The following is a 23,538-nucleotide window of genomic DNA, read 5'->3' as shown; positions in this document are numbered from 1 at the left end:
CGTTATGGCAGGATAATTTAACGCGTTCCCGACGACTTGAAGCACGAATGACTGGAGTACAGATGACTGCGATCCAGGAACCTGTGCCGCCTGCCGCCCACGACCAGCCGTACGAGTACGCCCGCACCGAGCTGGTGGAACCGGACTGGCGCCGCTTCCCCGGCTGGCACGACGTGACCGACGCCGAGTGGCGCGACGCCCAGTGGCAGCGGGTGCATTGCGTGCGCAACGTCAAGCAGCTCCGCGCGCTGATGGGTGATCTGCTGCAGGAGCGGTTCTACGAGGACCTGCTCGCCGACCAGCGTGAAATGGCCACGATGTCGATGCTGCTGCCCCCGCAGATGCTCAACACGATGGCCGCCTCCGCCGGCAGCGACCCGGCGAAGGTCACCGAGGCGTTCTACGCCGACCCGATCCGCCGCTACATGCTGCCCGTGCGCAGCGACCGCGACCTCGCGTGGCCCAGCCACCCGCACTCGGAGCGCGACTCGCTGCACGAGGCGGAGATGTGGGTCGTCGAGGGGCTCACGCACCGGTACCCGACCAAGGTGCTCGCGGAGATGATCTCGACGTGTCCCCAGTACTGCGGGCACTGCACCCGCATGGACCTCGTCGGGAACTCCACCGAGCAGGTCGAGAAGCACAAGCTCGCACTCAAGCCGGTCGACCGCCAGGACGCGATGATCGGCTACCTCAAGCGCACCCCGGGCGTGCGCGACGTCGTGGTGTCCGGCGGGGACGTCGCCAACGTGCCGTGGCCGCAGCTCGAGGCGTTCCTCATGCGCCTGATGGACATCGAGACCGTCCGCGACGTGCGCCTTGCGACGAAGGCCCTGGCGGCGCTGCCGCAGCACTGGCTGCAGCCCAAGGTCGTCGAAGGCCTCGAACGCGTCGCCGTCACCGCCCAGCGGCGCGGCGTGAACCTCGCCATCCACACCCACGTCAACCACGCGCAGTCCGTCACGCCCCTGGTCGCCGAAGCCGCGCGCACGGCGCTGGAGGTCGGCGTCCGCGACGTCCGCAACCAGGGCGTGCTCATGCGCGGCGTCAACGCCACCCCCGCCGCGCTGCTGGACCTGTGCTTCGCCCTGCAGGGCGAGGCGAACATCCTGCCGTACTACTTCTACATGTGCGACATGATCCCCAACGCCGAACACTGGCGCGTCGCCGTGTGGGAAGCCCAGGACCTCCAGCACGCCATCATGGGCTACCTCCCGGGCTACGCCACGCCCCGCATCGTCTGCGACGTGCCGTACGTCGGGAAGCGCTGGGTCCACCAGCTCGCCGACTACGACCGCGACCTGGGCATCTCGTACTGGACGAAGAACTACCGCACGGGCATCGAGCACGCCGATCCTGAAGCGCTGCAGCGGAAGTACCCGTACTACGACCCGATTTCAACGCTGCCGGAAAGTGGGCGGAAGTGGTGGGCTGAGCAGAACGGCTGAGTCGTTCGTGGCGGTGGTGGGCGTCGGCCACCGTGAACGACGCGATTCGAGGGAGTTCCTGAGGCCGGAAAACGGCGGGACGGGAAAACACTCCCCCGCCACTATCAACTTATAACGCACCCCGGGGCTTGCGGCAAGACCCGGGTGATGCCGCACAATCACCACCCTGAAGCTGCGACCTGCGAAAACGCGGCGGAAATGGTGAAGGGGATCTGTGTCGGCTGAGGGGTACGAACAGGAATTGCAGTCCGAGCGCACCTACGTCGCCGGGCTTTACGCGCGGCTCGACGGGGAGCGGGCGCGGGTGAAGGGCGAGTACGAGGCGGCGCTGGGGGAAAACGGCGGGACGCCCATGGAGCGCGACGTGCGCGTGCGTGCGCTGGGTCGGGAGGTGCGGCGGCTGGACGTGGCGGACAACGGCCTGTGCTTCGGCCGCCTGGACACGCTCGACGGCGACGTGTCCTACGTCGGGCGCATCGGGTTGTTCGACGAGGAGGACGAGTACCGGCCTGTGCTGCTGGACTGGCGGGCGCCGGCGGCGCGCCCGTTCTACACCGCGACCGGGGCGAACCCGGAGAACGTGGGCCGGCGCCGTCAGTTCCACACGCGCGGGCGGCGGGTCGTCGAGTTCACCGACGAGGTGCTGGGCCGGCCCGGTACCGGCGAGCACAGTGACGCCGACGCCGCGCTGCTGGCGGCCGTCAACGCGCCGCGCGGTGAGGGCATGCGCGACATCGTGGCGACGATCCAGGCCGAGCAGGACGAGATCATCCGGCTCGACCACCCCGGCGTGCTGGTGATCGAGGGCGGCCCGGGGACCGGGAAGACCGTGGTGGCGTTGCACCGCGTCGCCTATCTGCTCTACACGCAACGGGAACGGATGGAACGCCACGGCGCGCTGGTCGTCGGGCCGAACCCGGCGTTCCTGAACCACATCGGGCGCGTGCTGCCGTCGCTGGGCGAGACGGACGTGGTGTTCACGACCACCGGCGGTTTCGTGCCCGGCCTGCACGTCACGGCCGAGGACGGGCCGGAGGCGGCGCGGCTGAAGGGTGAGCTGAAGATCCTCGACGTGCTGGCGGCCGCGATCGCCGACCGGCAGCGGACGCCGGAGGAGCCGGTGCCGATCACGCTCGGCGACGTCACCGTGCGCATCGACGCCGAGACCGCGCAGTGGGCCGTCGAAGAGGCGCGCGCGAGCGGGCTGCCGCACAACGAGGCGCGCGACGTGTTCACCGAGATCGTCGGCTACGTGCTCACCGAACGCGCGATCACCCGCATCGGCCGCGGCTGGCTGGGCCGCGACGACCGCGAGGAACGCGCCGACCTCAAACGCACCCTGCTCGCTGACCTCGCCGGCAATCGGCGGTTCGCCGCCGCCGTCGACGAGCTGTGGCCGATCCTCACGCCGCAGGGCCTGCTCGCGTCGCTGTACGAGTCGCCGGAACGGCTGCGCGCGGCCGGCGCCGACGCGTCGCTGCTGCGTGAAGACGGCGAAGCGTGGACGGTGTCGGACGTCCCGCTGCTCGACGAGCTCGTCGACCTGCTGGGCCGCGACAAGGCCGCCGACGCGAAAGCCTCGCTGGCGGCGGAACGGGAGCGCAAGACCCAAGCCGCCTACGCCGCCCACGTGCTCGACTCGCTCATCGAACGCGAGGACCTCAACGACGACGTCGGCCTGCTCGCCAAGGACCTCCTCTACGCCGAGGACCTCGCCGACCGGTTCACCGAACGCGACACCCGCGACCTCGTCGAACGCGCCACCGCCGACCGCGACTGGACCTACCGCCACGTGGTGGTCGACGAGGCCCAGGAACTGTCTGAAATGGACTGGCGCGTCCTGATGCGCCGCTGCCCCGGCCGCTCCTTCACCGTCGTCGGCGACCTCGCGCAACGCCGCTCGGCCGCCGGGGCGACGTCGTGGTCCTCGATGCTGGAGCGGTATGTCAGCGATCGCTGGGTGTACCGGTCGCTGACGGTCAACTACCGCACGCCGGCGGAGATCATGAGCGTCGCGGCCGCGGTGCTCGCCGGGTTCGCCCCGGGCATCCGGCCGCCGGAGTCGGTGCGCGCCAACGGGGTCCAGCCGTGGTCCCGGCCCGTCACCGACGCCGACCTGCCCGCCGCGGTGGCGGAGTTCGAGCGCACGGAAGCCGCCCGCGAGGGCACCAGCGTCGTCATCGGCCCCCCGGACGTGCCCGGCGCGGTCCCGGCCGCGGAGACGAAGGGGCTGGAGTTCGACGCCGTCCTGGTGGTGGACCCGGACCGCATTCTCGAGGATGGTCCCCGGGGCGCTGCTGAGCTGTACGTGGCGCTCACCCGCGCGACGCAGCGCCTCGGTGTCCTGCATCGCGGCCCGTTGCCGGAGGCGCTGGCGCGGCTGACCGAGGTCGGGGCGCCGGCCACGGCCGGGCGTCAGCCGTAAACGACGATCGTCGCCCGGCGTTGGTGGGCCACACCTTCGCGTGGTGTGGCCCACCGGTTAGCTGGGTGGGCGTGCCGAGGCCTTCACCTCCGCGATGCGCTCCACCCAGCGGACGATCTCGTTCTCGTCGTTGGTCGGGCCGATCGCATCGAGCTCCTCGACGCGGCGCAGCAGCTGCGGGAGCCGCTGACCGGAGCAGAAGATCACCGGCCCGTGGTAGAGGCCGCGCTCGCGGATGTAGGCCAGGTCGTCGACGCCCCTGAACGGGTCGCCGGCGCGGGTGAAGTCGGAGAGGACGACGTCGGGTTCACCCTCACGCAGTGCCGCCGCGAAGGCCGAGGTGCGGTCCGTCGCGGTCGTCACGACGGCCCCGGCGTTCGACAGCCGCTCGATCACCCGGCGGTTGCTGACCGGGTTGTCGTCGATCCAGAGCACCCGCAGACCCGCGAGATCGACGTCGCGGCCGGTCGCCGCCAAGGGTTGCCGCGGTTGTGACAATGGCGCCAGGTATGCCGGGTCCGGCGGGGAAAGCGCGGGACCACCGGTCAACGGCTTGCGCAGGAGCCGGCGGAACTGATCCGAGTTGACGGGGCCGTCGAGGCTTTCGAGCAGGGCGACGAAGTCGTGGTCCGCGGCCAGCAGGGGGAATTGGGCCGGCAGCTCGCGTTCCAGCTCGGCGAGCGACTCCGTGAGCGGCCTCTGCTCGGGGTCCGGTTGCCGGAGTCGCTTGTCGGTGAACAGTTCTCGCCAATCGTGCCGGTCCTCGGCCTCGCCGTGGCGCACCCGGCCGCGGAACTCGTGGTAGCGCAGGAAATCCCGGATCGGGTCCGCCTCGCGCGGGTTGACCAGAATGCCGTAGAACGCCGGGTAGAAGTGCTGCAGCAGCACGACCCGGACGAGGTTCGCGCCGCCGAACTCGTCCCACGACCGGTTCAGGTGGTACTCCAGCACGAAACTGTTGATGAGCCGTTTGATCCGTCGCGGGTTCCGCCCGGACCGTTCGATGATCACGCTCTTCATCGACTCGTCGAACAACCCCGCGGTGCGCGACATCTCCAAGTAGCCGTCAACGAGCCGCAGCGCGGACGCGGTGCTCGGCGGCGGAATCCGGTAGTTGATCTGGATGATCTTCTCCAGGTATTCCACCGCGCCCGCCGGCTCGCCTTCGGCTGCCGAGCCCTGCACGGCCTTCGACAGCACCGCCTGGTCGCAGGCCAGCACGAACACGACACCCGGCACGTCGAGGTACAGCTTGATCGCCTCGCACACTTCGACGATGCGCTCGGCCGCGCACCGGTCGAGGTCGTCGACGAACACCACCAGCAGGCGGCGGTCGCCCGCTCGCTCACCCTTGGCCAGCCAGGCGGCGAACAGATCACGCAACACGCCTTTCATCTGGTTGCGGGACCGGGCGTCCACCGACAGCGCCCGCCAGATCTCGTCAACGAGCCGGCCGAGGCCGAACACGCTGCCCGACACCAGCGCGGCCGCGCGCAGCACCCCGAGCAGGTGCGTCTGCCGCTGGATGGACCGCACGGCCCGCCGCACGAGGTTGCGGTCGAAGCGCAGCAGCACGGACTTGATCAACCCTTCGAGCGCGCTGGCCCGCCCCGAGGTCCACGCGTTGAACCACACCACCGACACCGCGGGCTCGGCGGCCAGCGTCGACTCCAGCTCGCGCATCAGACTGCTCTTGCCCATACCCCAGGCTGCGTCCACGGCGAGCGCGAAAGGCGCGGCGGCACGCGACGCGACGACGAGGTCGGCCAGGCCGCGCGCGACCTGGGTCGTCTCCAGCAGGTCGGCGCCGTCACCTTCGCCCAGTGGCGCGTCGTTGAGCACCACGAACCGGTCGGCGCCCGGGCCGTGCGCGTCAAGGCTGTAGCCGTAGGCGTCGAACGCGGGCGCGACCATGGCGTCTGTTCTAGACCATCACCTGGCCCACGTGCCACCGGCAATCCGGATGACGCCCGACCCGCCGCTACCCCTCCGCGAGCAGCACCCCGACAGCCAGTTCGAACACCTCGCGCAGCTGTCCGAACAGTGGTGGGCCGGTCGTCGGGGTGATCTGGGCCGTGGTGGAGACCGCGACGCCGCCGCGGGCGTCCGGGGTGGCGGCGGTGAACTGGGTGTAGCCGAGGGTGTTGCCGGTGTGGCCGTAGACGCGGCCGTAGCGGGTGTCGTAGCGGAAGAGGGCCAGGCCGGCCGCGTTGGTGCCCGGGCCGGGTGGTTCGGAGCCGCCCGGGCGGAAGGCGAGCCGGGCGTCGCGGTCGGGCAGGGTGGTGCCGACGTAGCCGCGGATGAAGCGGACCAGGTCGGCGGGGGTGGAGACCACGCCGCCGGAGGCCCAGCTCCAGCCGGCGGCGACGGCGGTCGTCACGTCTTCGGGCGGGCCCGCGACGGTGGTGTCGTAGCCGTGCAGCGCGGGTTCCGGCAGGTCCGGACCAGAAGGGAGGGTCGTGTCGCGCAGGCCCAGCGGCTGCAGCACACGCTGCCGGAGCACGTCCTCGTAGCGGCGGCCGGTGACGGCTTCGCACATCAGCGCGACGAGGATGTTGTCGGAGTTCGAATACGCGTAGCGGCTGCCCGGGCGGAACAGCAGATCGGGATCCACGGCGTACGACAGCAATTCCCGCGGCGGCGGCGGATTCTGCAGATTCGCGACCAGCACGTCGCGGAATTCGGTGGTGCCGCTGAAATCGGGGATGCCGCTGGTGTGCCCGAGCAGCTGCCGCAACGTCACCGCCGACCACTGGCGGGGCATCCCGCGCACGGTCCGGCCCACGGCGGTGTCGAGCGAGAGCCGGCCGCTGCTCACGAGGGAGAGCGCTGTCGCGCCGCTGAACGCCTTGGCCACGCTCGCGACCCGCATGTGGTCGTCCGCGCGTGGGGAGCGGCGGGCGCCGAGCCGGGGAACTCCCGCCGTGTAGAGGGAAGTACCTGACCCGCGGCCGATCGCGACGACGACGGCCGGCGGCCCGTGCGGGCTCTCGTGCAACCGCCGGATCGCCGCGCGCAGCGAGTCCTCCACGCGGGGGCGCCCGGTGGCCGTGGCCGGGCCGGCCGTCCACACGAGACCGCCCGCGGCGGCGAGGGTGGCTTGGGCGAGAATCGCGCGCCTGGACATCACCATCGCACCACGGTAACCGCGGGAAATGCGCAGCCCTAACGTTTCTTCGTCGCCCGGAAATGGGCACGACGGAGAATCGTTCCCCCATCCGCCGGTGCGCATTCCGCGCATTCACTTCACCGGCGGTGAATCACGGGCCGGGCCGGCGGTGCGCTTCCCCGCGCACCGGCGGCCCGGACACCGCTCACGCCATCTCGGGCACGTTCAGGTGCGCGATGGCGAGGTCGAACTCGCGGACGTCGAGCCGTTCGGCGCCCGCTTCCCGCAAAGTGGCCGCGCGCAGCGAGTTGGCCTTCTCGGCGGTACGGCCGAGCGCCTCGGCGCTGTCGTAGCCGATCGAGGCCACGCACCGGCCGCTCGTGCGGTCGACCAGCAGGCTCGCGCTGCAGAACCCGTCGAACTCGGCGAGCGCGGGCAGCGTGGTCATCTTGAACACGTCGACGGCGGCGTCCACGTTCCCGGGATCCACCTTCATCCACGTGCCCCGCACCGCGGCCCCGGCACCGGAATGGTGATCACGGTGCAGCAGCGCGATCTCCCACTCCTCCACCTGCGGCGGCCCGCCGAACATCTCGGCGACCTGCTGCCGGAGCACGCTCATCGCCTGCGCGCTCTCGTGCATGAACTCGGCCGAGCGCCACGCCGTGGTCACGATCGTGCGGCTGTCCTTGCGGCCCACGAGCATCGACAGTCCCACGTTGCCCTCGGTCGCCAGCGCCGCGGGCATCACGTTGTCACGCACGTGCGCGACCGCGTCGTCCAGCGACGCCGGCTTCAGCTGGATCGTCGTGGTGCGAGCGAACACGATCCACCTCCCGCCGGTCGTGGCGGCGCCCCGGTGACGCCACCGGTCCCCCCACCCTCCCCCTGGGCGCGGCGGGTCACAACGCCACGAATTTCACGGCGCCCCGGTCAGAAAGCGGCCGTGCCGTTCGGCGTGCCGAGACCGGTCGGGCCGTCGTAGCCCGAGCCGGCGGTGCAGAGGTACGAACCACCGCACGAGCCGTTGCTGCCGGAGGTCACGTCGAACAGGCCGCCGGGGTGGGCGTACGGCCGCGCGCCGGCCGTGACGCCGCTGCCGGCCAGCGCGTACACCGACGCGACGACGGGCGAGGACAGGCTCGTGCCGCCGACCTGCACCCAGCCGTCGGCGCCCTGCGCGAGCCCGAGCGTGAGCAGCAGGTCGCACAACGCCCCGCCGCCGCAGCTGTTGTACGTGTCGTACACGCCGAGCCCGGTCTTCGGGTCGGCCACCGCGGCCACGTCGGCGACGGTCCGCTTCGCGCACGCGGTGTCGTGCTGCCACTCCGGTTTCGGCTCGAGCGCGGAGCACCCGCTGCCGCTGCCCGACCACGCCGTTTCCGCCCAGCCACGTGAAGTGCCGGCGGCCTTGGTCAGGGTCGTGCCGCCGACCGCGGTGACATACGGGGAGGACGCGGGCCAGCTCACGCCGTAGCCGGCATCGCCGGACGACGCGGTGATGGCGATGCCGGGGTGGTCGAGGTGGGTGTCGGCGGCGGTGATCGTCGGGTCCTCGACGCCGCCGTAGCTGTTGGAGATCGCCACGACGCCGGGCGTCGCGGCGGCCGTGTCGACGGCCGTCATCAGCGGGTCGGTGTCCGGGGAATCGGCCTCCACCAACAGGATGCGGCAGTCCGGGCAGGTCGCGGAGACGGCGTCGAGATCGAGGCTGATCTCCTCCGCCCAGCCGTAGTCCGGCGCCGGCAGCGGGCTCGCCGCCCCGTGCTGGTTCACCTTGCGGAAGCAGCCGTCGGCCGACGTGCACGGCGCCAGCCCCCGCGCGGCGCGGTAGGTCGCGAGGTCGCTCTCGGCGGTCGGTGCGTCCATGGCGTCGACGATGGCGACGGTGCGGCCGTTCGCGTGCCGGCCGCCGAGGCCGTAGGCGGCCTGGATCTCGGCCGGTCCGTAGCCGACCGGCGTCGACGCGACCAACGGTCCCGGCCCGTCCGGCGACTTGATCGCCTTGCCCAGGCAGTGCAGGCGGGCCTGCGCGCACCCGAAGTCGACGAAGCCGCCGGCCAGCAGCGGAGCGGCGTTCGCCGCGGTCGTGGTGGAAGCCGCCAGCGGAACGGCCAGCGCCACCGCCACGAGCACCCGGGCCAAGTTCCTGAGTCGCGACACAACGGCCTCCCTCGATCACGCTGAGACAGCGCGAATGGTCGCATGTAACTCGTTCCGGGTCACCCGTCCGAATGAGGGAAAGTTCCACACCGTTGTTTCCGCCTGGCCCGCCCCCGGCCGTATTGGTCCAGACAACTGTTACCAAGGCGTGACGTCCGGGTCACCGACCGGCGGTTACTTTGTCGTGACTTGCAACAAATCCGTGTCTGTGAATCACCGACGGAGGTGTCGCGGCGTGAACCGGACCTTGGACCGCAGCTCCCCATCCCGCACCTCGCGATGGCGCCGGGCACTGGCCACCGCCGCGCTCCTGGCGGGGGCCGGGCTGGTCGCCGCTCCCCCGGCCTCGGCCGCCGGTGACTACACCCAGGCCGCGGCGTCGGCCGGCGCGCAGCAGGTGCAGCTCACCTTCACCCCGGCGAGCCCGGCGCGCTACGTCGACGTGCACTACACCGGTGTGCCCGGCGCCGGGCAGCAGAACGTGCGCATGACCGAGGGCGGCGGCACCTGGCGCACCACCGTCGGCGGGCTCGGCAGCGGCAGCGTGCTCGACTACTGGTTCACCTACGAAAAGAACGGACCCCAGTTCGACACCCCGCACTTCACGTTCACCCAGGGCGGCGGCACGCAGGCCGGCTGCCCGGCGCAGCCCGACGTCCCCGACTTCGGGCCGAACGTGCGGATCTTCGACCCGGGCATGTCCGCCGCGTCGATCCAGGCGCAGCTCGACGCCGATTTCAACGCCCAGAAGGACACGCAGACCGCGCAGTTCGCCGACCGCCGCGTGGCACACCTGTTCAAGCCCGGCACCTACGCCGTGCACGACGACGTCGGCTTCTACACCTCCGTTGCCGGGCTCGGGCGCAACCCCGACGACGTGACGATCAACGGCGACATCACCGTCGACGCGTTCAACGCCTCCGACCAGGGCGTGGCGCTGCAGAACTTCTGGCGCTCGGCCGAGAACATGGCCGTGAACCCCTCCAGCGGCAACGACCGGTGGGCCGTGGCGCAGGCCGCACCGTTCCGGCGGATGGACATCCGCGGCGGGCTGCAGCTCTACCCGGCCGGCTTCGGCTTCGCCAGCGGCGGCTACGTGGCCGACACGCGCGTGTCCGGGCAGACCGCGTCGATCTCGCAGCAGCAGTGGTACACCCGCGACTCCGCGTTCGGCAGCTGGGACGGCGGCGTGTGGAACATGGTCTTCTCCGGCACCACCGGCGCGCCGGCGAACACGTTCCCGAACCCGCCTGAGACGACGCTGGCCACCACGCCCGTCTCGCGCGACGTGCCCTATCTCTACCTCGACGGTGACAACTACCGCGTGTTCCTGCCCGCCCTGCGCACCAACGCGTCGGGCCCGAGCTGGGCCGGCGGCTCCACGCCGGGGACGTCGCTGCCGATGAGCCAGTTCCGCGTGGTCAAGCCCGGTGACACCGCGGCATCGATCAACAGCTCCCTGGCCGCCGGCTGCAACCTGTTCTTCACCCCCGGCGGGTACCACCTCGACCAGACGCTGAACGTCACGCGCGCCGACACCGTCGTGCTCGGCATCGGTTACCCGACGCTGGTGCCCGACAACGGGGTCGACGCCATGCACGTCGCCGACGTCGACGGCGTGCGGGTGAAGGGCCTGCTCTTCGACGCGGGCACCACGAACTCGCAGTCGCTGCTGACCGTCGGCACGGCCGGGTCGCACGTCGACCACTCGGCGGACCCGACGACGCTGCAGGACGTGTTCTTCCGCGTCGGCGGTGAGCTCGCCGGCAAGGCCACCACGAGCCTGGTCGTGAACAGCGACGACACGATCGTCGACCACACGTGGGCCTGGCGCGCCGACCACGGCAACCCCGGAACGGTCGGCTGGACCACGAACACCGCTGATACCGGTGTGCTCGTCAACGGCGACGACGTGCTCGCGACCGGCCTGTTCGTGGAGCACTACCAGAAGTACCAGGTGATCTGGAACGGCCAGCGCGGGCGGACGATCTTCTTCCAGAACGAGATGCCCTACGACGTGCCGGACCAGGCGTCGTGGAACGCGCCCTCGGGCGTCGCCGGGTACGCGGCCTACAAGGTCGGGGCGAACGTGACCTCGCACGAGGCGTGGGGCCTGGGCAGCTACTGCTTCTTCGACACCAACCCCGCCGTGTCGAGCTACCACGCGTTCGAGGTGCCGACCGCGCCCGGCGTGCGGTTGCACAGCCTGCTCACGGTGTCGCTGAACACCCGGGGCAGCATCACGCACGTCGTCAACGACACCGGCGCGGCGACTCCGTCCGGCACGGTGCCGGTGAACGTGGTCAGCTACCCGTAGCGGCGCGCGACGGGTACGAGGGCTCTTCGCCGGCGTCGCTCCGGCGAAGAGCCCTTTGTCGTCGGCAGATGCCGGCGGTGTCGAAACGCCCTTCGGCCGTTCGTGTAACGGGTGACGAGAGGGAAGGATCGAGCCATGAAGCAGTACCTGCTCAGCGTCTACCAGCCCGACGGACCCACGCCGTCGGCCGCACAGCTCGACCGGATCGTGGACCGGCTGGACGCGCTCAACGCCGAGATGAAGGCCGCCGGCGCGTGGGTCTTCTCCGGTGGCCTGCACGCGCCGGGTTCGGCGACGGTCGTCCGCGCCAAGGACGGTGACCTGCTGATGACCGACGGCCCGTTCACCGAGGGCAAGGAGCACCTGGGCGGGTTCACGATCGTGCGCGCGCCGGACCTCGACGCCGCGCTCGGCTGGGCCGGGCGGCTCGCGGAGATCACCACGCTGCCGGTGGAGGTCCGGCCGTTCCAGGGCGAGGCCTGAGCGTGTCCACTGTGGACGCGCTGGACCGGGTGTTCCGCGCCGAGTACGGGCGGACCGTGGCGGTGCTGGTGAAGGTGTTCGGCGACGTCGACGTCGCCGAGGAAGCGGTGCAGGAGGCCTTCGCGGTGGCCGCGAGCCGCTGGCCGGCCGACGGGCTGCCGCCGAGTCCCGCGGGCTGGCTCGTGACCACGGCTCGCCGCCGGGCGCTGGATCGCCTGCGCCGCGAGGCCTCGCGCGCCGACCGGCACGCGCAAGCCGCCCTTCTGCACGCCGGCCCGGAACCGGTCGAGGAGGGCCCGGTGCGTGACGAACGGCTCCGCCTCGTTTTCACCTGCTGCCACCCGGCGCTCGCCCAGCACGCCCGCGTCGCGCTCACCCTGCGGCTGCTGGGCGGCCTGACGACGGCCGAGATCGCCCACGCGTTCCTCGTGCCGGAACCCACGATGGCGCAGCGCATCTCCCGCGCCAAGGCCAAGATCCGCGACGCCGGCATCCCCTACCGCGTTCCCGCCGACGCCGACCTGCCCGCCCGTCTCGGCGCCGTGCTGGCCGTGGTGTACCTGGTTTTCACCGAGGGCCACACGGCGACGTCCGGTGCGTCGCTGGACCGCCCCGACCTCGCGGCGGAGGCGATCCGGCTGGGACGAGTGCTGGCTTCGCTGATGCCCGACGAGCCCGAGGTGCTGGGGTTGCTGGCGCTGATGCTGCTGGTCGAGGCACGCCGTCCTGCCCGCACGGGTCCCGGCGGCGCGGTGGTGCTGCTGCCCGAGCAGGACCGGGGCCGGTGGGATCGTGCGCTGGTTTCCGAGGGGCAGGACCTCGTGCGCCGCTGCCTGCGCCGCGACCGGCCCGGACCGTACCAGCTGCAGGCCGCGATCAACGCCGTCCACAGCGACGCGGCCACCGCCGGCGAGACCGACTGGGGGCAGATCGTGCAGCTGTACGACCACCTGCTGCTCCTGACGCCGACGCCCGTGGTGGCGCTGCATCGTGCGGTGGCCGTCGCGGAGGTCGACGGGCCCGAGCCGGCACTGGCTCTGGTGGACGCCCTGGATCTGGACGGCTACCACCTGCGGCACGCCGTCCGGGCCGACCTGCTGGCACGCGCGGGCCGTCGCGGCGAGGCGGTGGCCGCGTACGACCGGGCAGTGGAGCTCACGGAGAACGCCGCCGAACGGGCCCTGCTGGAACGCAAACGAGCCGGCGTCGCCGAGAACTAGGCGCACGCCAACGCCGACCGCGGCGGGTCGACGAGCGCTCCGGTCGCGCCGATACCGGCGGACGGCTTCAGATCGAGTCCACAGCGCAGCACCGAAGTCGACGCTGCTCAGCGGCCGGAGCGCGCACCGCATGAGCGGTACCGACCGCGCCGGTGCGACCGAGCGCTTCCGGTTCGCTAGGCGTGGCGGACCGCATGCAGGGCGGCTCGGCGCCAGACCGCGGCCGTCATCGGGGCCACGAGCGGGCGGGCGCCCGGCACCGTCATCGGGTAGAGGTCGGCCGCGGCGACCGTGATGTCCCAGGCCGGCAGGGCGAGCTGGTGGGCCCAGGTGGCCTCGACGATGGTGCGGATGGCCTCGTCGCCGCCGGTCGTCAGCGCCGGGGCCAGGGCCGCGCGGGCGGCGGGGGTGAGGGTGTGACCGGCGAGGAGGCGTTCGGCTTCGCGGCGGAGGCGGGTTTTCGCGGCCGGGACGGAGAGGTCGTGGGCGGGGCTGTCGGCGTAGACGTCGCGGGCGAGGTCGCGCACGAGGGCCTGGCGGTCGGCGCCGGCGAGGACCTGTTCGACGAGCTCGGCGCGGGCGTCGGCGGTGCAGTAGATGCCGAGGTCGCGCACCACGTCGGCGGGGTCTCCTGCGGGGTGGACGAGGTTGAGCAGCGCGTAGCGACCGAGTTCGGTGCGCAGGCGCCCCGGTTCGCGGGCGGCGGGGTCGCTCGGGCCGACGAGCTCGGTGAGGCGGACCGGCACCGGCAGGTCCGCGAGCGGGCCCTGGTCCCCGGCGGGAGCGACGACCAGCAGCAGCGAGTCGGTGCAGCCGGCGCAGTGGTCGGCGATGCGGCGCAGCTGCGGGGTGGCCGTGTTCCACTGGAAGTACCACAGCGCCCGCAGCGTCACCGGGGTGAGCCGCACGCGGCGGGCGCCGACGACGCGGAAGCCGTTGTCGGCGAGCCAGTCCATTGTGGACATGATGCGGCGGGCGGCGATCGCGTCGGGTTTGAGCAGCAGCAGGCCGTGGCCGCTCGCGAAGCGTCCGACGTCGCCGGTGAGGGCGCGCAGGTGCTCGAGCGACTCCTGGAAGTAGGTGTCGGCCGCGTAGCGGGCGCGCTTGTCCGCGTCGCGGGTCAAGGCCTCGTGCGGCCGCTGTCCGTCCTTCTCGTGCCCGTTCATGGCATCCGCTCCCTTCCGGGTGGTGACCAATGTCCCAGTGCGGGACCGGGGAAAACCCCAGAGCCGGGTGCGCTCGCTAGACTCGGGCGGCGATGCGACGATTCCGGTGGTGGTGGGGAGCCCTGGTGCTCGCCTGCGTGGCTGTGCTCGCGGGCTTCTTCGCGTTCTCCGGCCCCGGGCTCAAACCCGGCCAGCCGCTGCCGCGCAAAGGGCCGCCCGGCACGGGCCCGCTGACGGTGGTCGCGATCGGCGACAGCACCGTGTCCGGTGAAGGCGCCGGCGCGTACACCCCCGACACCGACGGCCGCAACGGCGACTGGTGCCACCGGTCGGCCAACGCGTTCGTGCAGAAGGTCCGCATTCCGGACGTCACGGCGCGGGTGAACCTGGCGTGTTCGGGGGCGCCGGCGGAGCAGGTGTCGCTGGGTGGCGTGAAGCAATGGGGTGAGCCGTCGCAGGCGCAGCAGCTGGCCGCGGTGGTGAAGAACCACCGGGTGGCCGCCGTGGTGATCGCGATCGGCGCCAACGACGACCCGAAGTTCTCCACGCAGGTGTCCGACTGCTTCAAGGCGTGGTTCACAGTGGGCGCGCCGTCGTGCAACGTGGCGCTGCGGCAGACGTGGAAGTCCAAAGTGGACGCGATGGTGCCGAAGGTGGTCAACGCCGTCGGTGATGTGAAGAAGGTGCTGGCGCAGGCGGGTTACGTGCCGGCCGACTACCAGCTCGTGCTGCAGTCCTACGCCACGCCCGTGGCCACCGACGTCCCGCCGGGGTTGCAGAACCTCAACGGCTGCCCGTTCCGCACCGACGACCTGCAGTGGATCTCGACCACGGGCATCACCACGCTCTCGGCGGGTCTGAAACAGGCCGCCGTGCAGTCCGGCGCGCGGTTCCTGGACCTGGCGCGCGCGGGTGAGCACCACGAGGCGTGCAGCGGCGGGGCGAACCCGGCTTCGGAGTGGTTCACGCGTCTCACGCTGCACCTGAGCGATCTGGGCCAGGCGGACCGGGCACAGCACGCACTGCAGGAGTCGTTCCACCCCAACGCCGCGGGGCACGCCGCGATCGCCGACTGCCTGTCGGAGTTCCTTGCCGGGCGCGACGGCAACGCCGCGTGCCTGTCCGGGCCCGACGGCAAGCTCCACGCCGTGCCCGAGGTCGCCAACCGCTGACCCGGCCCCGCTCTAGAGGTCGAGCGCGGCCCGCAGTGCGACGTCGATCTGTTCCTGCACTTCCTGGTCGATCTCGGCGATCCGCTCGTCGAACCACGGCCGGTACAGCCGCGTCAGGTTGAGCGTGGACACCCAGTACCGCGCGTCGATCGCGACGCCCAGGATGTCCTGCGGGTCGCGGTCGAGCAGTTCGGTGCCGAGCAGCCAGGGCCGCTCGGACTCGTTCACCCCGTCCGACGACAGGAGCACCACGGTGCGTTCCCGCGCCGGTTCGGTCGGGGGGTGGTACGTCCAGACTTCACCCCTGCGCACGCATGTCCTTTTCCGCCGCCGTCCGTTCCACCTCGTCCGCCTCGGCCGCCGGCGCGGTCGGCGCCTGCTGCGGGGTGTAGCCCGTGCGCACCGCCTCCCGCCGGGCCGCCTTGGACAACCAGGACGAGACCGAGATCCCGTGCGCTTTCGCAGCTCGTTCGGCGAACTCGAGCGCACCACTGTCGAGAGAAAGGGTGACCTTACGTGTTGCCATACCTTTTATCGTACCAGTGGTCGGGCCCGCAGGTGGTTCACGCGATCGCGACGGCCTGCACCACCCGCAGCCTGCCGTCGGCCAGGCCCCGGGTGAGGTTGGCGGCCTTCGCCGCGAAGCCTGGCACGAAGATGTGCAGGCCGAGCGGGTTCGGCGGCTGCGCCAGCACGGCCCGCATGACCCCGGCGGCGGTCTCGGTGAGGTCGGTCCAGTGCGCCACGGTGAAGCCGGCCGATGCCACCATCTCACGCAGCGCGTCGGGGCCGGCGAGGTGGCTGTGGGCGGGTTCGTCGGCCCAGGGCAGCGGGTAGTCGAGCGGCTCGGCGGTGCCCGCGGTGACGTCCCAGATCGCCAGGCGCCCGCCTGGGGCGAGAACGCGGTGGGCTTCACGGTAGAGCGCGGGTTTGTCGGCGACGTTCATCTGGACGTGCTGGCTGAACACCACCGTGAACGCGGCGTCGGGAAAGGGCAGGTCGGTGACGTCGCCGTGGCGGACGTCGATCGCGGGCAGGCCGACGAGGTCGTCGAGCCACCGCGCGGTGGCGCAGTACTCGGCGGTCAGATCGACGGTGCTGACGCGGCAGCCGTGGCGGTCGGCGAGGAAGCGGGACGTGCCGCCGATGCCACTGCCGGCGTCGAGTACCGCATCGGCCGCGGTCACGGCCGCCAAGTCGGCCAGCGCACCCGTGGCGAGACGGCCCATGGTGTGGAAGTCCTCGAGCGTGGCGAGGTCCGCGGGCGCGAGGTGGTCGAGGTCCTTGCCTGCGGCCACGAGCGCCTGCTCGATGGCGGCTCGGGACAGGCCGGTCGCGTAGTGGGTGTCGATGTCGGTCATGAGCCCGCCTTCCCCAGCAACAGTATCTCAAAGATAGTATCTGTAAGATAGCTTACGTGGAGACGGAAAGCCGGACCTACGGCCACTACTGCCTGCTCGCCCAGAGCCTGGACCGGCTCGGTGATCGCTGGACGCTGCTGATCGTGCGCGATCTGGTGCACGGCCCGCGCCGCTTCACCGATCTCGTGGCCGCGCTCGGTGGCATCACCCCCACCACGCTGACCCGGCGGCTGAAGGAGCTGGACCGCGACGGCATTGTCACCGCCGATCGCGAACCGGGCCGGCGCGAGGTCTGGTACCGCCTGACCGCGGCCGGGCAGGACCTCGTGCCGACGCTGGAGCAGCTGGCGCTGTGGGGCCTGCGCAACGCGGCGCGACCGCCGGCACCTGGTGAGCCGACGCATCCGGAGCACCTGCTGTGGGCCGTGCGGATCATGCTCGACGACGTCGGTGCCGTGATCGAGCCCGCGCGCTGGCTGGTGCGCGTGGACGAGAGTTTCGTGCTCGCCTTCGACGGCGTGCGCTGGACGTTGAACCGAGGCGAAACCGCCGGCCCGGACGTCACCGTAACGGCCACCCGGGAGGCCCTGGCGAAGTTCCTGACCGGTCCGCCCGCGGCCCGTGAAGGCGGGTTCGACGGCGTTTCGCTGGCCGGCGAGCCGGCCGCGGTCCGCACGATGCTCGACACGATCGCGGTGTTCCCCCTGGGCCGAGACCAGACCGCCCGGTGAGTGGTGCTGCCCCGCCGTCACAGCGGCGGGGCACCACCACTCGGGGATCACAACGTCGGTGAACGCCCCTCGAACGGCGTCGACAGCACCACCGTCGTGCGGGTCGAGACCTTGGCCGCCTCCCGGATGCGGCGCAGCAGGTCCTCCAGCCCGAGCGGGGAGGCGACCCGCACGAGCAGGATGTACGACTCGTCGCCGGCGACCGAGTAGCAGGACTCGATCTCCGTGATGTGCTGGATGCGCTGCGGGTAGTCGTCGGGGGCGGCCGGGTCGTTGGGGGTGAGCGAGATCAGCGCGGTGAGCGGGAGGCCGATCTGCTCGCCGTCGAGGCGGGCGGTGTAGCCGAGGATCACGCCGCGCTGTTCGAGCCGCCGCACGCGCTGGTGCACGGCCGACACGGACAGCCCCACGCGTTCGGCGAGGTCGGTGAAGCTGCGCCGGCCGTCGGCGGCGAGCTCCTGCACGATGGCCTGGTCGAGTGGCTCGAGGGGGCCGCTCATGCGTCGAGCACGACGAGGTCGTGCGGCCGCGTGTTCACGGCCTCGACGCCGGTCTCGGTGACCACGACGATGTCCTCGATGCGGGCGCCCCAGCGGCCCGGCTGGTAGATGCCCGGCTCGACGCTGAACGCCATGCCCGGCTCCAGCGCCAGGGTGTTGCCGGCGATGATGTAGGGCTCCTCGTGCACGTCGAGGCCGATGCCGTGGCCGGTGCGGTGGATGAAGAACTCGCCGAAGCCCGCGGCGTCGATCACCTCGCGCGCGGCGGCGTCGATGGACTCGGCGGTGGCGCCGGGGCGCACGGCGTCGACCGCGGCCTGCTGGGCCTGCTGCAGCACCGCGTAGGTGGCGGCCACGTCGGCGTCGCGGGGTTCGCCGACCGCGTAGGTGCGGGTGGAGTCGGAGTTGTAGCCCTCGGGCAGCGGGCCGCCGATGTCGACCACGACCACGTCGCCGCGTTCGATCACGCGGTCGGAGACGTCGTGGTGGGGGCTGGCGCCGTTGGGGCCGGAGCCGACGATCACGAAGTCGGCCATCGTGTGGCCTTCCTCGACGATCGCGGCGGCGATGTCGGCGCCCACCTCGGCCTCGGTGCGGCCGGCGCGCAGCCACTCGCCCACGCGGGCGTGCACGCGGTCGATCGCGGCACCCGCGGCGCGCAGCGCGGCGATCTCGGCGGCATCCTTGCGCATCCGCAGCTCGCGCACGACGGGACCGGCCAGGGTCTGCTCGGCGTCGCCGAGCGCGGCGCGCAGGGCGAGCACGTGCAGCGCCGGGGTGAAGTCGCTGACGGCGACACGGCGGGCCTTGCCGAGCCGGTCGGCCACGAGCCGGTAGGCGTCGTCGCCGTCGACCCAGGTGAGGACCTCGACACCGAGCTCGGCGGTGGGCACGTCGGCGTAACCGGGGGCCTCCAGCTTGGGCACGACGAGCGCGGGCACGCCGTCGGCGGGCACCACGAGAGTGGTGAGGCGCTCGAACGAGCCGCCCGCCTGGCCGAGCAGGTAGCGCAGGTCGGAGCCGGGGGCGATGAGCAGGGCGTCGGTGTCCGCGGCGGCGGCCGCTTTCGCTGCGCGGTCGAGGCGGGCGCGAAGCGCGGCGGCGTCCGGGGCGGGCGTGTGGAGGGATCGGCGCGACATGCGGCTGAGCCTAGTACCGGCCCGCGCGGGCACCCGTCACCCGGGCGGGGCCGGAGTTTCGAACAGCGGCGGCAACGCCGTGAGCATCAACGCGGACCAGACCACATGGGTCAGCAGCGGCGCCTGGATGCCACCGGTGGCGCGCCGTTGCAGCCCGAACAGGGTCCCCATCACGATCGACGCCAGCACCAGCGCCGGGTTGCGGGTGGCCACGGTGGACAGTGCGTAGACCGCCGTCGAGGTCGCCACCGGCGCACGGGTCACGGAGCTCTGCAGGGAGCCGCGGAAGAAGACCTCCTCGGCGGCGCCGGTGATCAGCGTCGTCGCGTAGACGGCGGGCCCGGAACCGCGGTGGGCGTAGGCGAGCACACCGGCGATCGCCCGCGACAACGGCGGGATGCGCCGGGCGACGAGCGCGCCGCCGTAGAACACGCCGAACGCGCCCACGGCGACCGCCACCGGCCCCGCGACCGGATGGCACGAGGTGCCCCGCGGGGGCGGTCCCGCCGCCAGGCCACCCGCGATCCAGGTGGCGGCGACGGCGCCCGTGCGGCCGTGGAAGCGGGCCGAACCGGGTGGCGTCGAGAGCGACCAGCCGAGCAGGCCGGTGCCGGCCGCGGTGACCAGCCCGAGCAGCGAGCGCCGCATCACGCCGCCCGCACGCGTTCGGCCAGCGCCGCCAGCGCCGCGGAGTCGAAGTCCATGGGTTCGAACGGTACGACTTCGCGGATCGCCGGGTCGCGCACGACCACCTCGTTGGCCATGGAGTCGATGAGCGTGCGGCCGGTGGCCACGTCGACGTCGGTCACCAGCGCGAGCCAGTACGACGACAGGCGCGGTGAGAGCAGCGGCACGGGCACGATCAGCGGGCGGCGCCCCTCGATGCGGGCCAGCCGGCGGAGCATGTCCAGGTAGGCCAGCTGTTCGCTGCCGCCGATCTCGAAGGTGCGGCCTTCCGCGGCCGGCGCGTCGAGCACGCCGACGAGGTAGCGCACGACGTCGGCGATCGCGATCGGCTGGGCGCGGGTGGCGGCCCAGCGCGGGGTGATCATCGCGGGCAGGTGCTCCACGAGCTGGCGGGTGATCTCCCACGAGATGCCGCCGTGGCCGACCACGATGCCGGCGCGCAGCACGGTCACGGGCACGCCGGTGCCGGCGAGCAGGTACTCGACCTGACGGCGGCTGCGCAGGTGGGCGGACAGGTCGTCGGAGTCGTCGCCGAGGCCGCCGAGGTAGACGATGCGGCCGGTCCCGGCGGCGCGCGCGGCGAGGGCGAAGGCGCGGGCCGCGGCGGCGTCGCGGCGTTCGAAATCGCGGGCGTCGAGGGCGTGCACCAGGTAGTAGGCGGCGTCGACCTCCGCGAGGGCCGTTGCCAGGGAGCGGCTGTCCTCGACGTCGCCGTGCACGGCGGTGCCCGCCCCGTGGTAGTTCGCCGGGTTGCGGGTCATCGCCCGCACGTCGTGGCCCCCTTCGGCCAGCGCCTCGGCGAGACGGCTCCCGACGAACCCGGACGCCCCGGTGACCAGTACCCGCACGCGGCACTCCCCCTTCTCCCTGTTTCCCGCGGGGGTACCCGGGACGGGCCGGTGGAAACCGGGCGGCGCGTCAGGCGGGGTGGTGTGCGGGTGGACGTGGCAGGCTGGGCGCGTGACCGGACCACTCGCCCTCCTCGACTCCGCGAGCCTGTACTTCCGCTCGTACTACGCGCTGCCCGACTCGATGACCGCGCCCGACGGGACGCCGGTCAACGCCGTGCGCGGGTTCACCGACACGCTCGCGCGCATCCTCACCGACCGGCGCCCGTCACGGCTGGTGGCGTGCCTGGACGCGGACTGGCGGCCGAAGTTCCGCACCGACCTGCTGCCCAGCTACAAGGCGCACCGGGTCGCCGTGCCGGGGCACGGCGAGGGTGAGGCCGACGTGGAGGAGGTGCCCGACACGCTCACGCCGCAGGTGCCGATGATCCTCGACGTACTGGCGGCATTCGGGTTCGCCACAGCGGAGGCGGCAGGCTACGAGGCCGACGACGTGATCGGCGCGCTGGCCACCCACGAGCAGGACGCGCCGGTCGAGGTCATCACCGGTGACCGTGACCTTTTCCAGCTCGTGCGTGCGACGCCGACGCCGACGTCGGTGGTGTACGTGGGCAAGGGCTGGGCGAAGGCCGAGGTGCTGGGGCAGGCCGAGATCGCCGAGCGGTACGGCGTGCCGGCCGACCACGCGGGCCCCGCCTACGCCGACATGTCCGCGCTGCGGGGTGACCCGTCCGACGGGCTGCCGGGCGTCGCCGGGATCGGTGAGAAGACTGCGGCGAAGCTCATCACGCAGTTCGGGTCGCTGGAGGAGCTGATCGCGGCCTCGCAGTCGGGTGACTCGCGGCTGCCGCTGAAGACGCGGCTGCGCCTCAAGGACGCGGCCGACTACCTCGCCGTGGCCCCCACCGTGGTGCGGGTGGCCGTGGACGCGCCGGTGGTGCAGTCCGGTTCGGACGCCGTGCCGGTGAGCCCCGCCGACCCGGACCGGGTCGCGGAGCTCGCCGAGCAGTGGAACCTGGGCCGCTCGGTCGAACGGCTGCTGGCGGCGCTGCCGAAGGCGTGAGCGCGGCTCAGAAGTACGTGCCGCACCACGGCCGCGTGTCGGTGGCGAAGAGCATGTCGGCGCGGTCGAGTGCCGCCGGGTCGACCGCGGTGATCCGGCCGGCCTGCGCGAGCGTCGAGGCCCGCCACTCGCCGAGGTAGAGCATCGCCAGGCTGTCGGCGTCGAGGCGCAGGTCCGCGTCGGCTTCGGTGCGCTCGGCGCCGTCCGGACCGACGCGGTAGCGGCCGCGGTTCGCCGGCAGCAGCCGATCGTCCACTTCGAACACGACGGGTTCACTCGGGCCGTAGGTGCGGGCGGTGAGCGCGCCGGCGACGTCGACCAGCCGCAGCCACAGGTCGTCTTCGATCTCGGTGGTGCGGGCGCGGCGCGGGTCGGTGAGCAGCACGGACAGCGGCTCGTCGACCGGACGGAAGCGGGAGGTGACGGTGGCGACGAGGTCGATGGAGAGCAGGAACCGCCACAGCGCGTTGATCGCCTCCGGGGTCGCGCCGTGCAGGTCGCGGACCTCCAGCAGCACACCGTGTTCGGGGTCGGCGGCAGTGGACTGGTCCACGCTCTTGAACATCGCGAACGCGTCGTCCGCACCGTTCGGTCCGGTGTGGACGGCCACGCGGTACCCGCCTTCGCGGCTCAGACGGCGGTTGAGGACGACGGGCCACCAGACGTCGGGGCGGGCGATCATGCCCGGCCGGTGCAGCCCGATCCGTTGGTACAGCGCGGGAAGCTGCGCGCGGGCCTCGTCGGCGTCGAGCAGCCGGACGGCGCCGCCGGCTTCGGCGCCTTCGCGCAGCCGCGCGGGGTGGTCGATTCGGACGGTGGCTCCGGAGGTGGCGATGCCGTAGCCGAAGCGGCCGTAGATCACGGCTTCGCTGGCGTGCAGGCAGGCCAGCGTGGTGCCGCGTTCGGCGAGGTCGTTCAGCTGCGCGGTCATGAGTGCGGTGACGACGCCGCGGCGGGTCCAGTCGGCGCGCACGCCGACGCCGTCGACCGCCGTGGCGGGCAGGACCGCGCCGCCGGGGACGGCGATCGTGGTGGCGAACCCGCTGGTGATCCCGATCGGACGGTCGTCGGCGAACGCAGCGAACTTGCCGGGCCCGGCCCAGGAATCGCCGATCTGCGCCCACGTCTCGTCCGAGACCACGGGGCTGTGCAGTGCTTGCCCGAGCAGGTCGAAGGTGGGCCGGCGCTCGTCGTCGGTGATCGGGCGTACCACGAAGTCGGTCATGGCGCGATCCAACCAAGCCCGCGCCGCGGGTGCCACGCGTTTTATTTCGGGGCGTCGACGGTGTAGTCGCCCGCGGTGCCGGTGACGGTGATGGGCACGTGTTTCTGCTCGCCCGCGATGTCGACGACGCACTGGAAGGTGGAGCCGTCGGTCACGGCCTGGCGGTCGGGGCAGCTGACCTCGCCGACACCGTCGATCTTGTAGGTGTCGGCGAGGATCTTGGCGACGGCGGCGTCCATGGCTTTCGCGTCGAACACGCGGCCGGGCCCGGTGGCCGACGCCGGCGTCGCACCCGAGCTCCCCGGCGAGGTGCCGGAGGGTGCCGTGGCGGACGGTGTGACCGTGACGGTCTTGACGGGCGCGGCCGGGTCGGGCTTGGTCGAGCAGCCGGTGGCGAGCAGCATTCCGAGACCGCACAGCCCCAGCACCAGCATCAGCACGGCGCGCATTCCCGCTCCTGTCCCCCGATGCCCGGTTCAGG

General features: G+C 72.2%; 22 protein-coding genes. 8 read left to right on the top strand and 14 right to left on the bottom strand.

The window, feature by feature from the left end; genetic code table 11:
• Positions 1-62: 62 nt before the first annotated feature.
• Positions 63-1,448: a KamA family radical SAM protein gene (locus tag ACFY1H_RS08465; RefSeq protein WP_386945493.1), complete on the top strand. Its 1,386-nt coding sequence runs from the start codon at positions 63-65 to the stop codon at positions 1,446-1,448.
• A gap of 214 nt (positions 1,449-1,662) precedes the next feature.
• On the top strand, positions 1,663-3,873 hold the full coding sequence (helR, locus tag ACFY1H_RS08460; RefSeq protein WP_386945491.1) for an RNA polymerase recycling motor ATPase HelR: 2,211 nt from the start codon (positions 1,663-1,665) through the stop codon (positions 3,871-3,873).
• A gap of 57 nt (positions 3,874-3,930) precedes the next feature.
• On the opposite strand, the gene ACFY1H_RS08455 is transcribed toward helR, so the two are convergent.
• The 4 genes from ACFY1H_RS08455 to ACFY1H_RS08440 form a co-directional block, all read right to left on the bottom strand.
• Positions 3,931-5,787, bottom strand: coding sequence for a P-loop NTPase fold protein (locus tag ACFY1H_RS08455; RefSeq protein ID WP_386945489.1), 1,857 nt, complete (start codon positions 5,785-5,787; stop codon positions 3,931-3,933).
• A 67-nt stretch (positions 5,788-5,854) separates the two neighbouring features.
• Positions 5,855-7,006 carry a serine hydrolase domain-containing protein gene (locus tag ACFY1H_RS08450; protein WP_386945488.1) on the bottom strand — a complete coding sequence of 384 codons (1,152 nt, stop codon included), beginning with the start codon at positions 7,004-7,006 and terminating at the stop codon, positions 5,855-5,857.
• 181 nt (positions 7,007-7,187) lie between these two features.
• Entirely contained in the window at positions 7,188-7,808 is a 621-nt protein-coding gene (locus ACFY1H_RS08445) for a hypothetical protein (protein ID WP_366576118.1), read from the bottom strand.
• Between the two features lie 107 nt (positions 7,809-7,915).
• Complete coding sequence (locus ACFY1H_RS08440) at positions 7,916-9,145, bottom strand: peptidase S8 (RefSeq protein ID WP_386945486.1); 1,230 nt, start codon at positions 9,143-9,145, stop codon at positions 7,916-7,918.
• Between the two features lie 235 nt (positions 9,146-9,380).
• Between ACFY1H_RS08440 and ACFY1H_RS08435 the strand changes: the two genes are divergently transcribed.
• The 3 genes from ACFY1H_RS08435 (at position 9,381) to ACFY1H_RS08425 (ending at position 13,165) form a co-directional block, all read left to right on the top strand.
• Complete coding sequence (locus ACFY1H_RS08435) at positions 9,381-11,462, top strand: hypothetical protein (protein ID WP_386945484.1); 2,082 nt, start codon at positions 9,381-9,383, stop codon at positions 11,460-11,462.
• A gap of 135 nt (positions 11,463-11,597) precedes the next feature.
• Positions 11,598-11,945 carry a YciI family protein gene (locus ACFY1H_RS08430; RefSeq protein WP_366576124.1) on the top strand — a complete coding sequence of 116 codons (348 nt, stop codon included), beginning with the start codon at positions 11,598-11,600 and terminating at the stop codon, positions 11,943-11,945.
• A 2-nt stretch (positions 11,946-11,947) separates the two neighbouring features.
• Complete coding sequence (locus ACFY1H_RS08425; RefSeq protein ID WP_386945482.1) at positions 11,948-13,165, top strand: RNA polymerase sigma factor; 1,218 nt, start codon at positions 11,948-11,950, stop codon at positions 13,163-13,165.
• Positions 13,166-13,341: 176 nt separating this feature from the next.
• Here ACFY1H_RS08425 and ACFY1H_RS08420 read toward each other — a convergent pair whose 3' ends face one another.
• Positions 13,342-14,331, bottom strand: a complete 990-nt coding sequence (locus ACFY1H_RS08420; RefSeq protein WP_366576125.1) for a nucleoside-diphosphate kinase — start codon at positions 14,329-14,331, stop codon at positions 13,342-13,344.
• A gap of 92 nt (positions 14,332-14,423) precedes the next feature.
• Between ACFY1H_RS08420 and ACFY1H_RS08415 the strand changes: the two genes are divergently transcribed.
• On the top strand, positions 14,424-15,503 hold the full coding sequence (locus tag ACFY1H_RS08415; RefSeq protein WP_366576127.1) for a GDSL-type esterase/lipase family protein: 1,080 nt from the start codon (positions 14,424-14,426) through the stop codon (positions 15,501-15,503).
• Between the two features lie 12 nt (positions 15,504-15,515).
• Here the strand turns inward: ACFY1H_RS08415 and ACFY1H_RS08410 are convergent, their stop codons facing one another.
• The 3 genes from ACFY1H_RS08410 to ACFY1H_RS08400 are packed head-to-tail and all read right to left on the bottom strand — an operon-like array spanning position 15,516 to position 16,864.
• A complete protein-coding gene (locus ACFY1H_RS08410) occupies positions 15,516-15,815 on the bottom strand; it encodes a hypothetical protein (protein WP_360601482.1) in 300 nt (99 codons plus the stop codon).
• On the bottom strand, positions 15,802-16,029 hold the full coding sequence (locus ACFY1H_RS08405) for a hypothetical protein (protein ID WP_360601484.1): 228 nt from the start codon (positions 16,027-16,029) through the stop codon (positions 15,802-15,804). Before ACFY1H_RS08405 ends, ACFY1H_RS08410 begins: the two co-directional genes overlap by 14 nt.
• A 37-nt stretch (positions 16,030-16,066) precedes the next feature.
• Positions 16,067-16,864, bottom strand: a complete 798-nt coding sequence (locus tag ACFY1H_RS08400) for a class I SAM-dependent methyltransferase (RefSeq protein ID WP_366576130.1) — start codon at positions 16,862-16,864, stop codon at positions 16,067-16,069.
• A 56-nt stretch (positions 16,865-16,920) separates the two neighbouring features.
• Between ACFY1H_RS08400 and ACFY1H_RS08395 the strand changes: the two genes are divergently transcribed.
• Positions 16,921-17,595 (top strand): winged helix-turn-helix transcriptional regulator, encoded by a 675-nt coding sequence (locus ACFY1H_RS08395; protein ID WP_386945480.1) that lies wholly within the window; start codon positions 16,921-16,923, stop codon positions 17,593-17,595.
• Between the two features lie 47 nt (positions 17,596-17,642).
• Here the strand turns inward: ACFY1H_RS08395 and ACFY1H_RS08390 are convergent, their stop codons facing one another.
• The 4 genes from ACFY1H_RS08390 to ACFY1H_RS08375 are packed head-to-tail and all read right to left on the bottom strand — an operon-like array spanning position 17,643 to position 20,769.
• Positions 17,643-18,095 (bottom strand): Lrp/AsnC family transcriptional regulator, encoded by a 453-nt coding sequence (locus ACFY1H_RS08390; protein WP_009078207.1) that lies wholly within the window; start codon positions 18,093-18,095, stop codon positions 17,643-17,645.
• Positions 18,092-19,234, bottom strand: a complete 1,143-nt coding sequence (locus ACFY1H_RS08385; RefSeq protein ID WP_366576133.1) for a Xaa-Pro peptidase family protein — start codon at positions 19,232-19,234, stop codon at positions 18,092-18,094. The genes ACFY1H_RS08390 and ACFY1H_RS08385 overlap by 4 nt, the downstream gene beginning before the upstream one ends.
• A 36-nt stretch (positions 19,235-19,270) precedes the next feature.
• Positions 19,271-19,882: a CPBP family intramembrane glutamic endopeptidase gene (locus ACFY1H_RS08380; protein WP_366576135.1), complete on the bottom strand. Its 612-nt coding sequence runs from the start codon at positions 19,880-19,882 to the stop codon at positions 19,271-19,273.
• Positions 19,882-20,769 carry an NAD(P)H-binding protein gene (locus ACFY1H_RS08375; protein ID WP_366576136.1) on the bottom strand — a complete coding sequence of 296 codons (888 nt, stop codon included), beginning with the start codon at positions 20,767-20,769 and terminating at the stop codon, positions 19,882-19,884. The genes ACFY1H_RS08380 and ACFY1H_RS08375 overlap by 1 nt, the downstream gene beginning before the upstream one ends.
• 112 nt (positions 20,770-20,881) lie before the next feature.
• On the opposite strand from ACFY1H_RS08375, the gene ACFY1H_RS08370 reads away from it, so the two are divergent.
• Positions 20,882-21,832 (top strand): 5'-3' exonuclease, encoded by a 951-nt coding sequence (locus ACFY1H_RS08370; protein ID WP_366576138.1) that lies wholly within the window; start codon positions 20,882-20,884, stop codon positions 21,830-21,832.
• Positions 21,833-21,839: 7 nt separating this feature from the next.
• Here ACFY1H_RS08370 and ACFY1H_RS08365 read toward each other — a convergent pair whose 3' ends face one another.
• Positions 21,840-23,057 carry a GNAT family N-acetyltransferase gene (locus ACFY1H_RS08365; protein WP_386945476.1) on the bottom strand — a complete coding sequence of 406 codons (1,218 nt, stop codon included), beginning with the start codon at positions 23,055-23,057 and terminating at the stop codon, positions 21,840-21,842.
• 41 nt (positions 23,058-23,098) lie between these two features.
• Positions 23,099-23,506 (bottom strand): DUF4333 domain-containing protein, encoded by a 408-nt coding sequence (locus ACFY1H_RS08360; protein ID WP_366576142.1) that lies wholly within the window; start codon positions 23,504-23,506, stop codon positions 23,099-23,101.
• Positions 23,507-23,538 lie beyond the last annotated feature (32 nt).

The organism is Amycolatopsis sp. NPDC001319, assembly GCF_042896185.1.
Lineage (GTDB): Bacteria > Actinomycetota > Actinomycetes > Mycobacteriales > Pseudonocardiaceae > Amycolatopsis.
Note: the sequence above shows the minus strand (reverse complement) of the source record. Positions and strands in the feature narration are given on the sequence as shown.

What these genes read in the sequence shown, in the direction of transcription:
- ACFY1H_RS08390 (WP_009078207.1), bottom strand. Translation starts at nt 18,095, where the DNA reads ATGAGCGGCCCCCTCGAGCCACTCGACCAGGCCATCGTGCAGGAGCTC.
- ACFY1H_RS08405 (WP_360601484.1), bottom strand. Translation starts at nt 16,029, where the DNA reads ATGGCAACACGTAAGGTCACCCTTTCTCTCGACAGTGGTGCGCTCGAG.
- ACFY1H_RS08365 (WP_386945476.1), bottom strand. Translation starts at nt 23,057, where the DNA reads ATGACCGACTTCGTGGTACGCCCGATCACCGACGACGAGCGCCGGCCC.
- ACFY1H_RS08455 (WP_386945489.1), bottom strand. Translation starts at nt 5,787, where the DNA reads ATGGTCGCGCCCGCGTTCGACGCCTACGGCTACAGCCTTGACGCGCAC.
- ACFY1H_RS08415 (WP_366576127.1), top strand. Translation starts at nt 14,424, where the DNA reads ATGCGACGATTCCGGTGGTGGTGGGGAGCCCTGGTGCTCGCCTGCGTG.
- ACFY1H_RS08430 (WP_366576124.1), top strand. Translation starts at nt 11,598, where the DNA reads ATGAAGCAGTACCTGCTCAGCGTCTACCAGCCCGACGGACCCACGCCG.
- ACFY1H_RS08400 (WP_366576130.1), bottom strand. Translation starts at nt 16,864, where the DNA reads ATGACCGACATCGACACCCACTACGCGACCGGCCTGTCCCGAGCCGCC.
- ACFY1H_RS08465 (WP_386945493.1), top strand. Translation starts at nt 63, where the DNA reads ATGACTGCGATCCAGGAACCTGTGCCGCCTGCCGCCCACGACCAGCCG.
- ACFY1H_RS08420 (WP_366576125.1), bottom strand. Translation starts at nt 14,331, where the DNA reads ATGAACGGGCACGAGAAGGACGGACAGCGGCCGCACGAGGCCTTGACC.
- ACFY1H_RS08385 (WP_366576133.1), bottom strand. Translation starts at nt 19,234, where the DNA reads ATGTCGCGCCGATCCCTCCACACGCCCGCCCCGGACGCCGCCGCGCTT.
- ACFY1H_RS08380 (WP_366576135.1), bottom strand. Translation starts at nt 19,882, where the DNA reads ATGCGGCGCTCGCTGCTCGGGCTGGTCACCGCGGCCGGCACCGGCCTG.
- ACFY1H_RS08450 (WP_386945488.1), bottom strand. Translation starts at nt 7,006, where the DNA reads ATGGTGATGTCCAGGCGCGCGATTCTCGCCCAAGCCACCCTCGCCGCC.
- ACFY1H_RS08360 (WP_366576142.1), bottom strand. Translation starts at nt 23,506, where the DNA reads ATGCGCGCCGTGCTGATGCTGGTGCTGGGGCTGTGCGGTCTCGGAATG.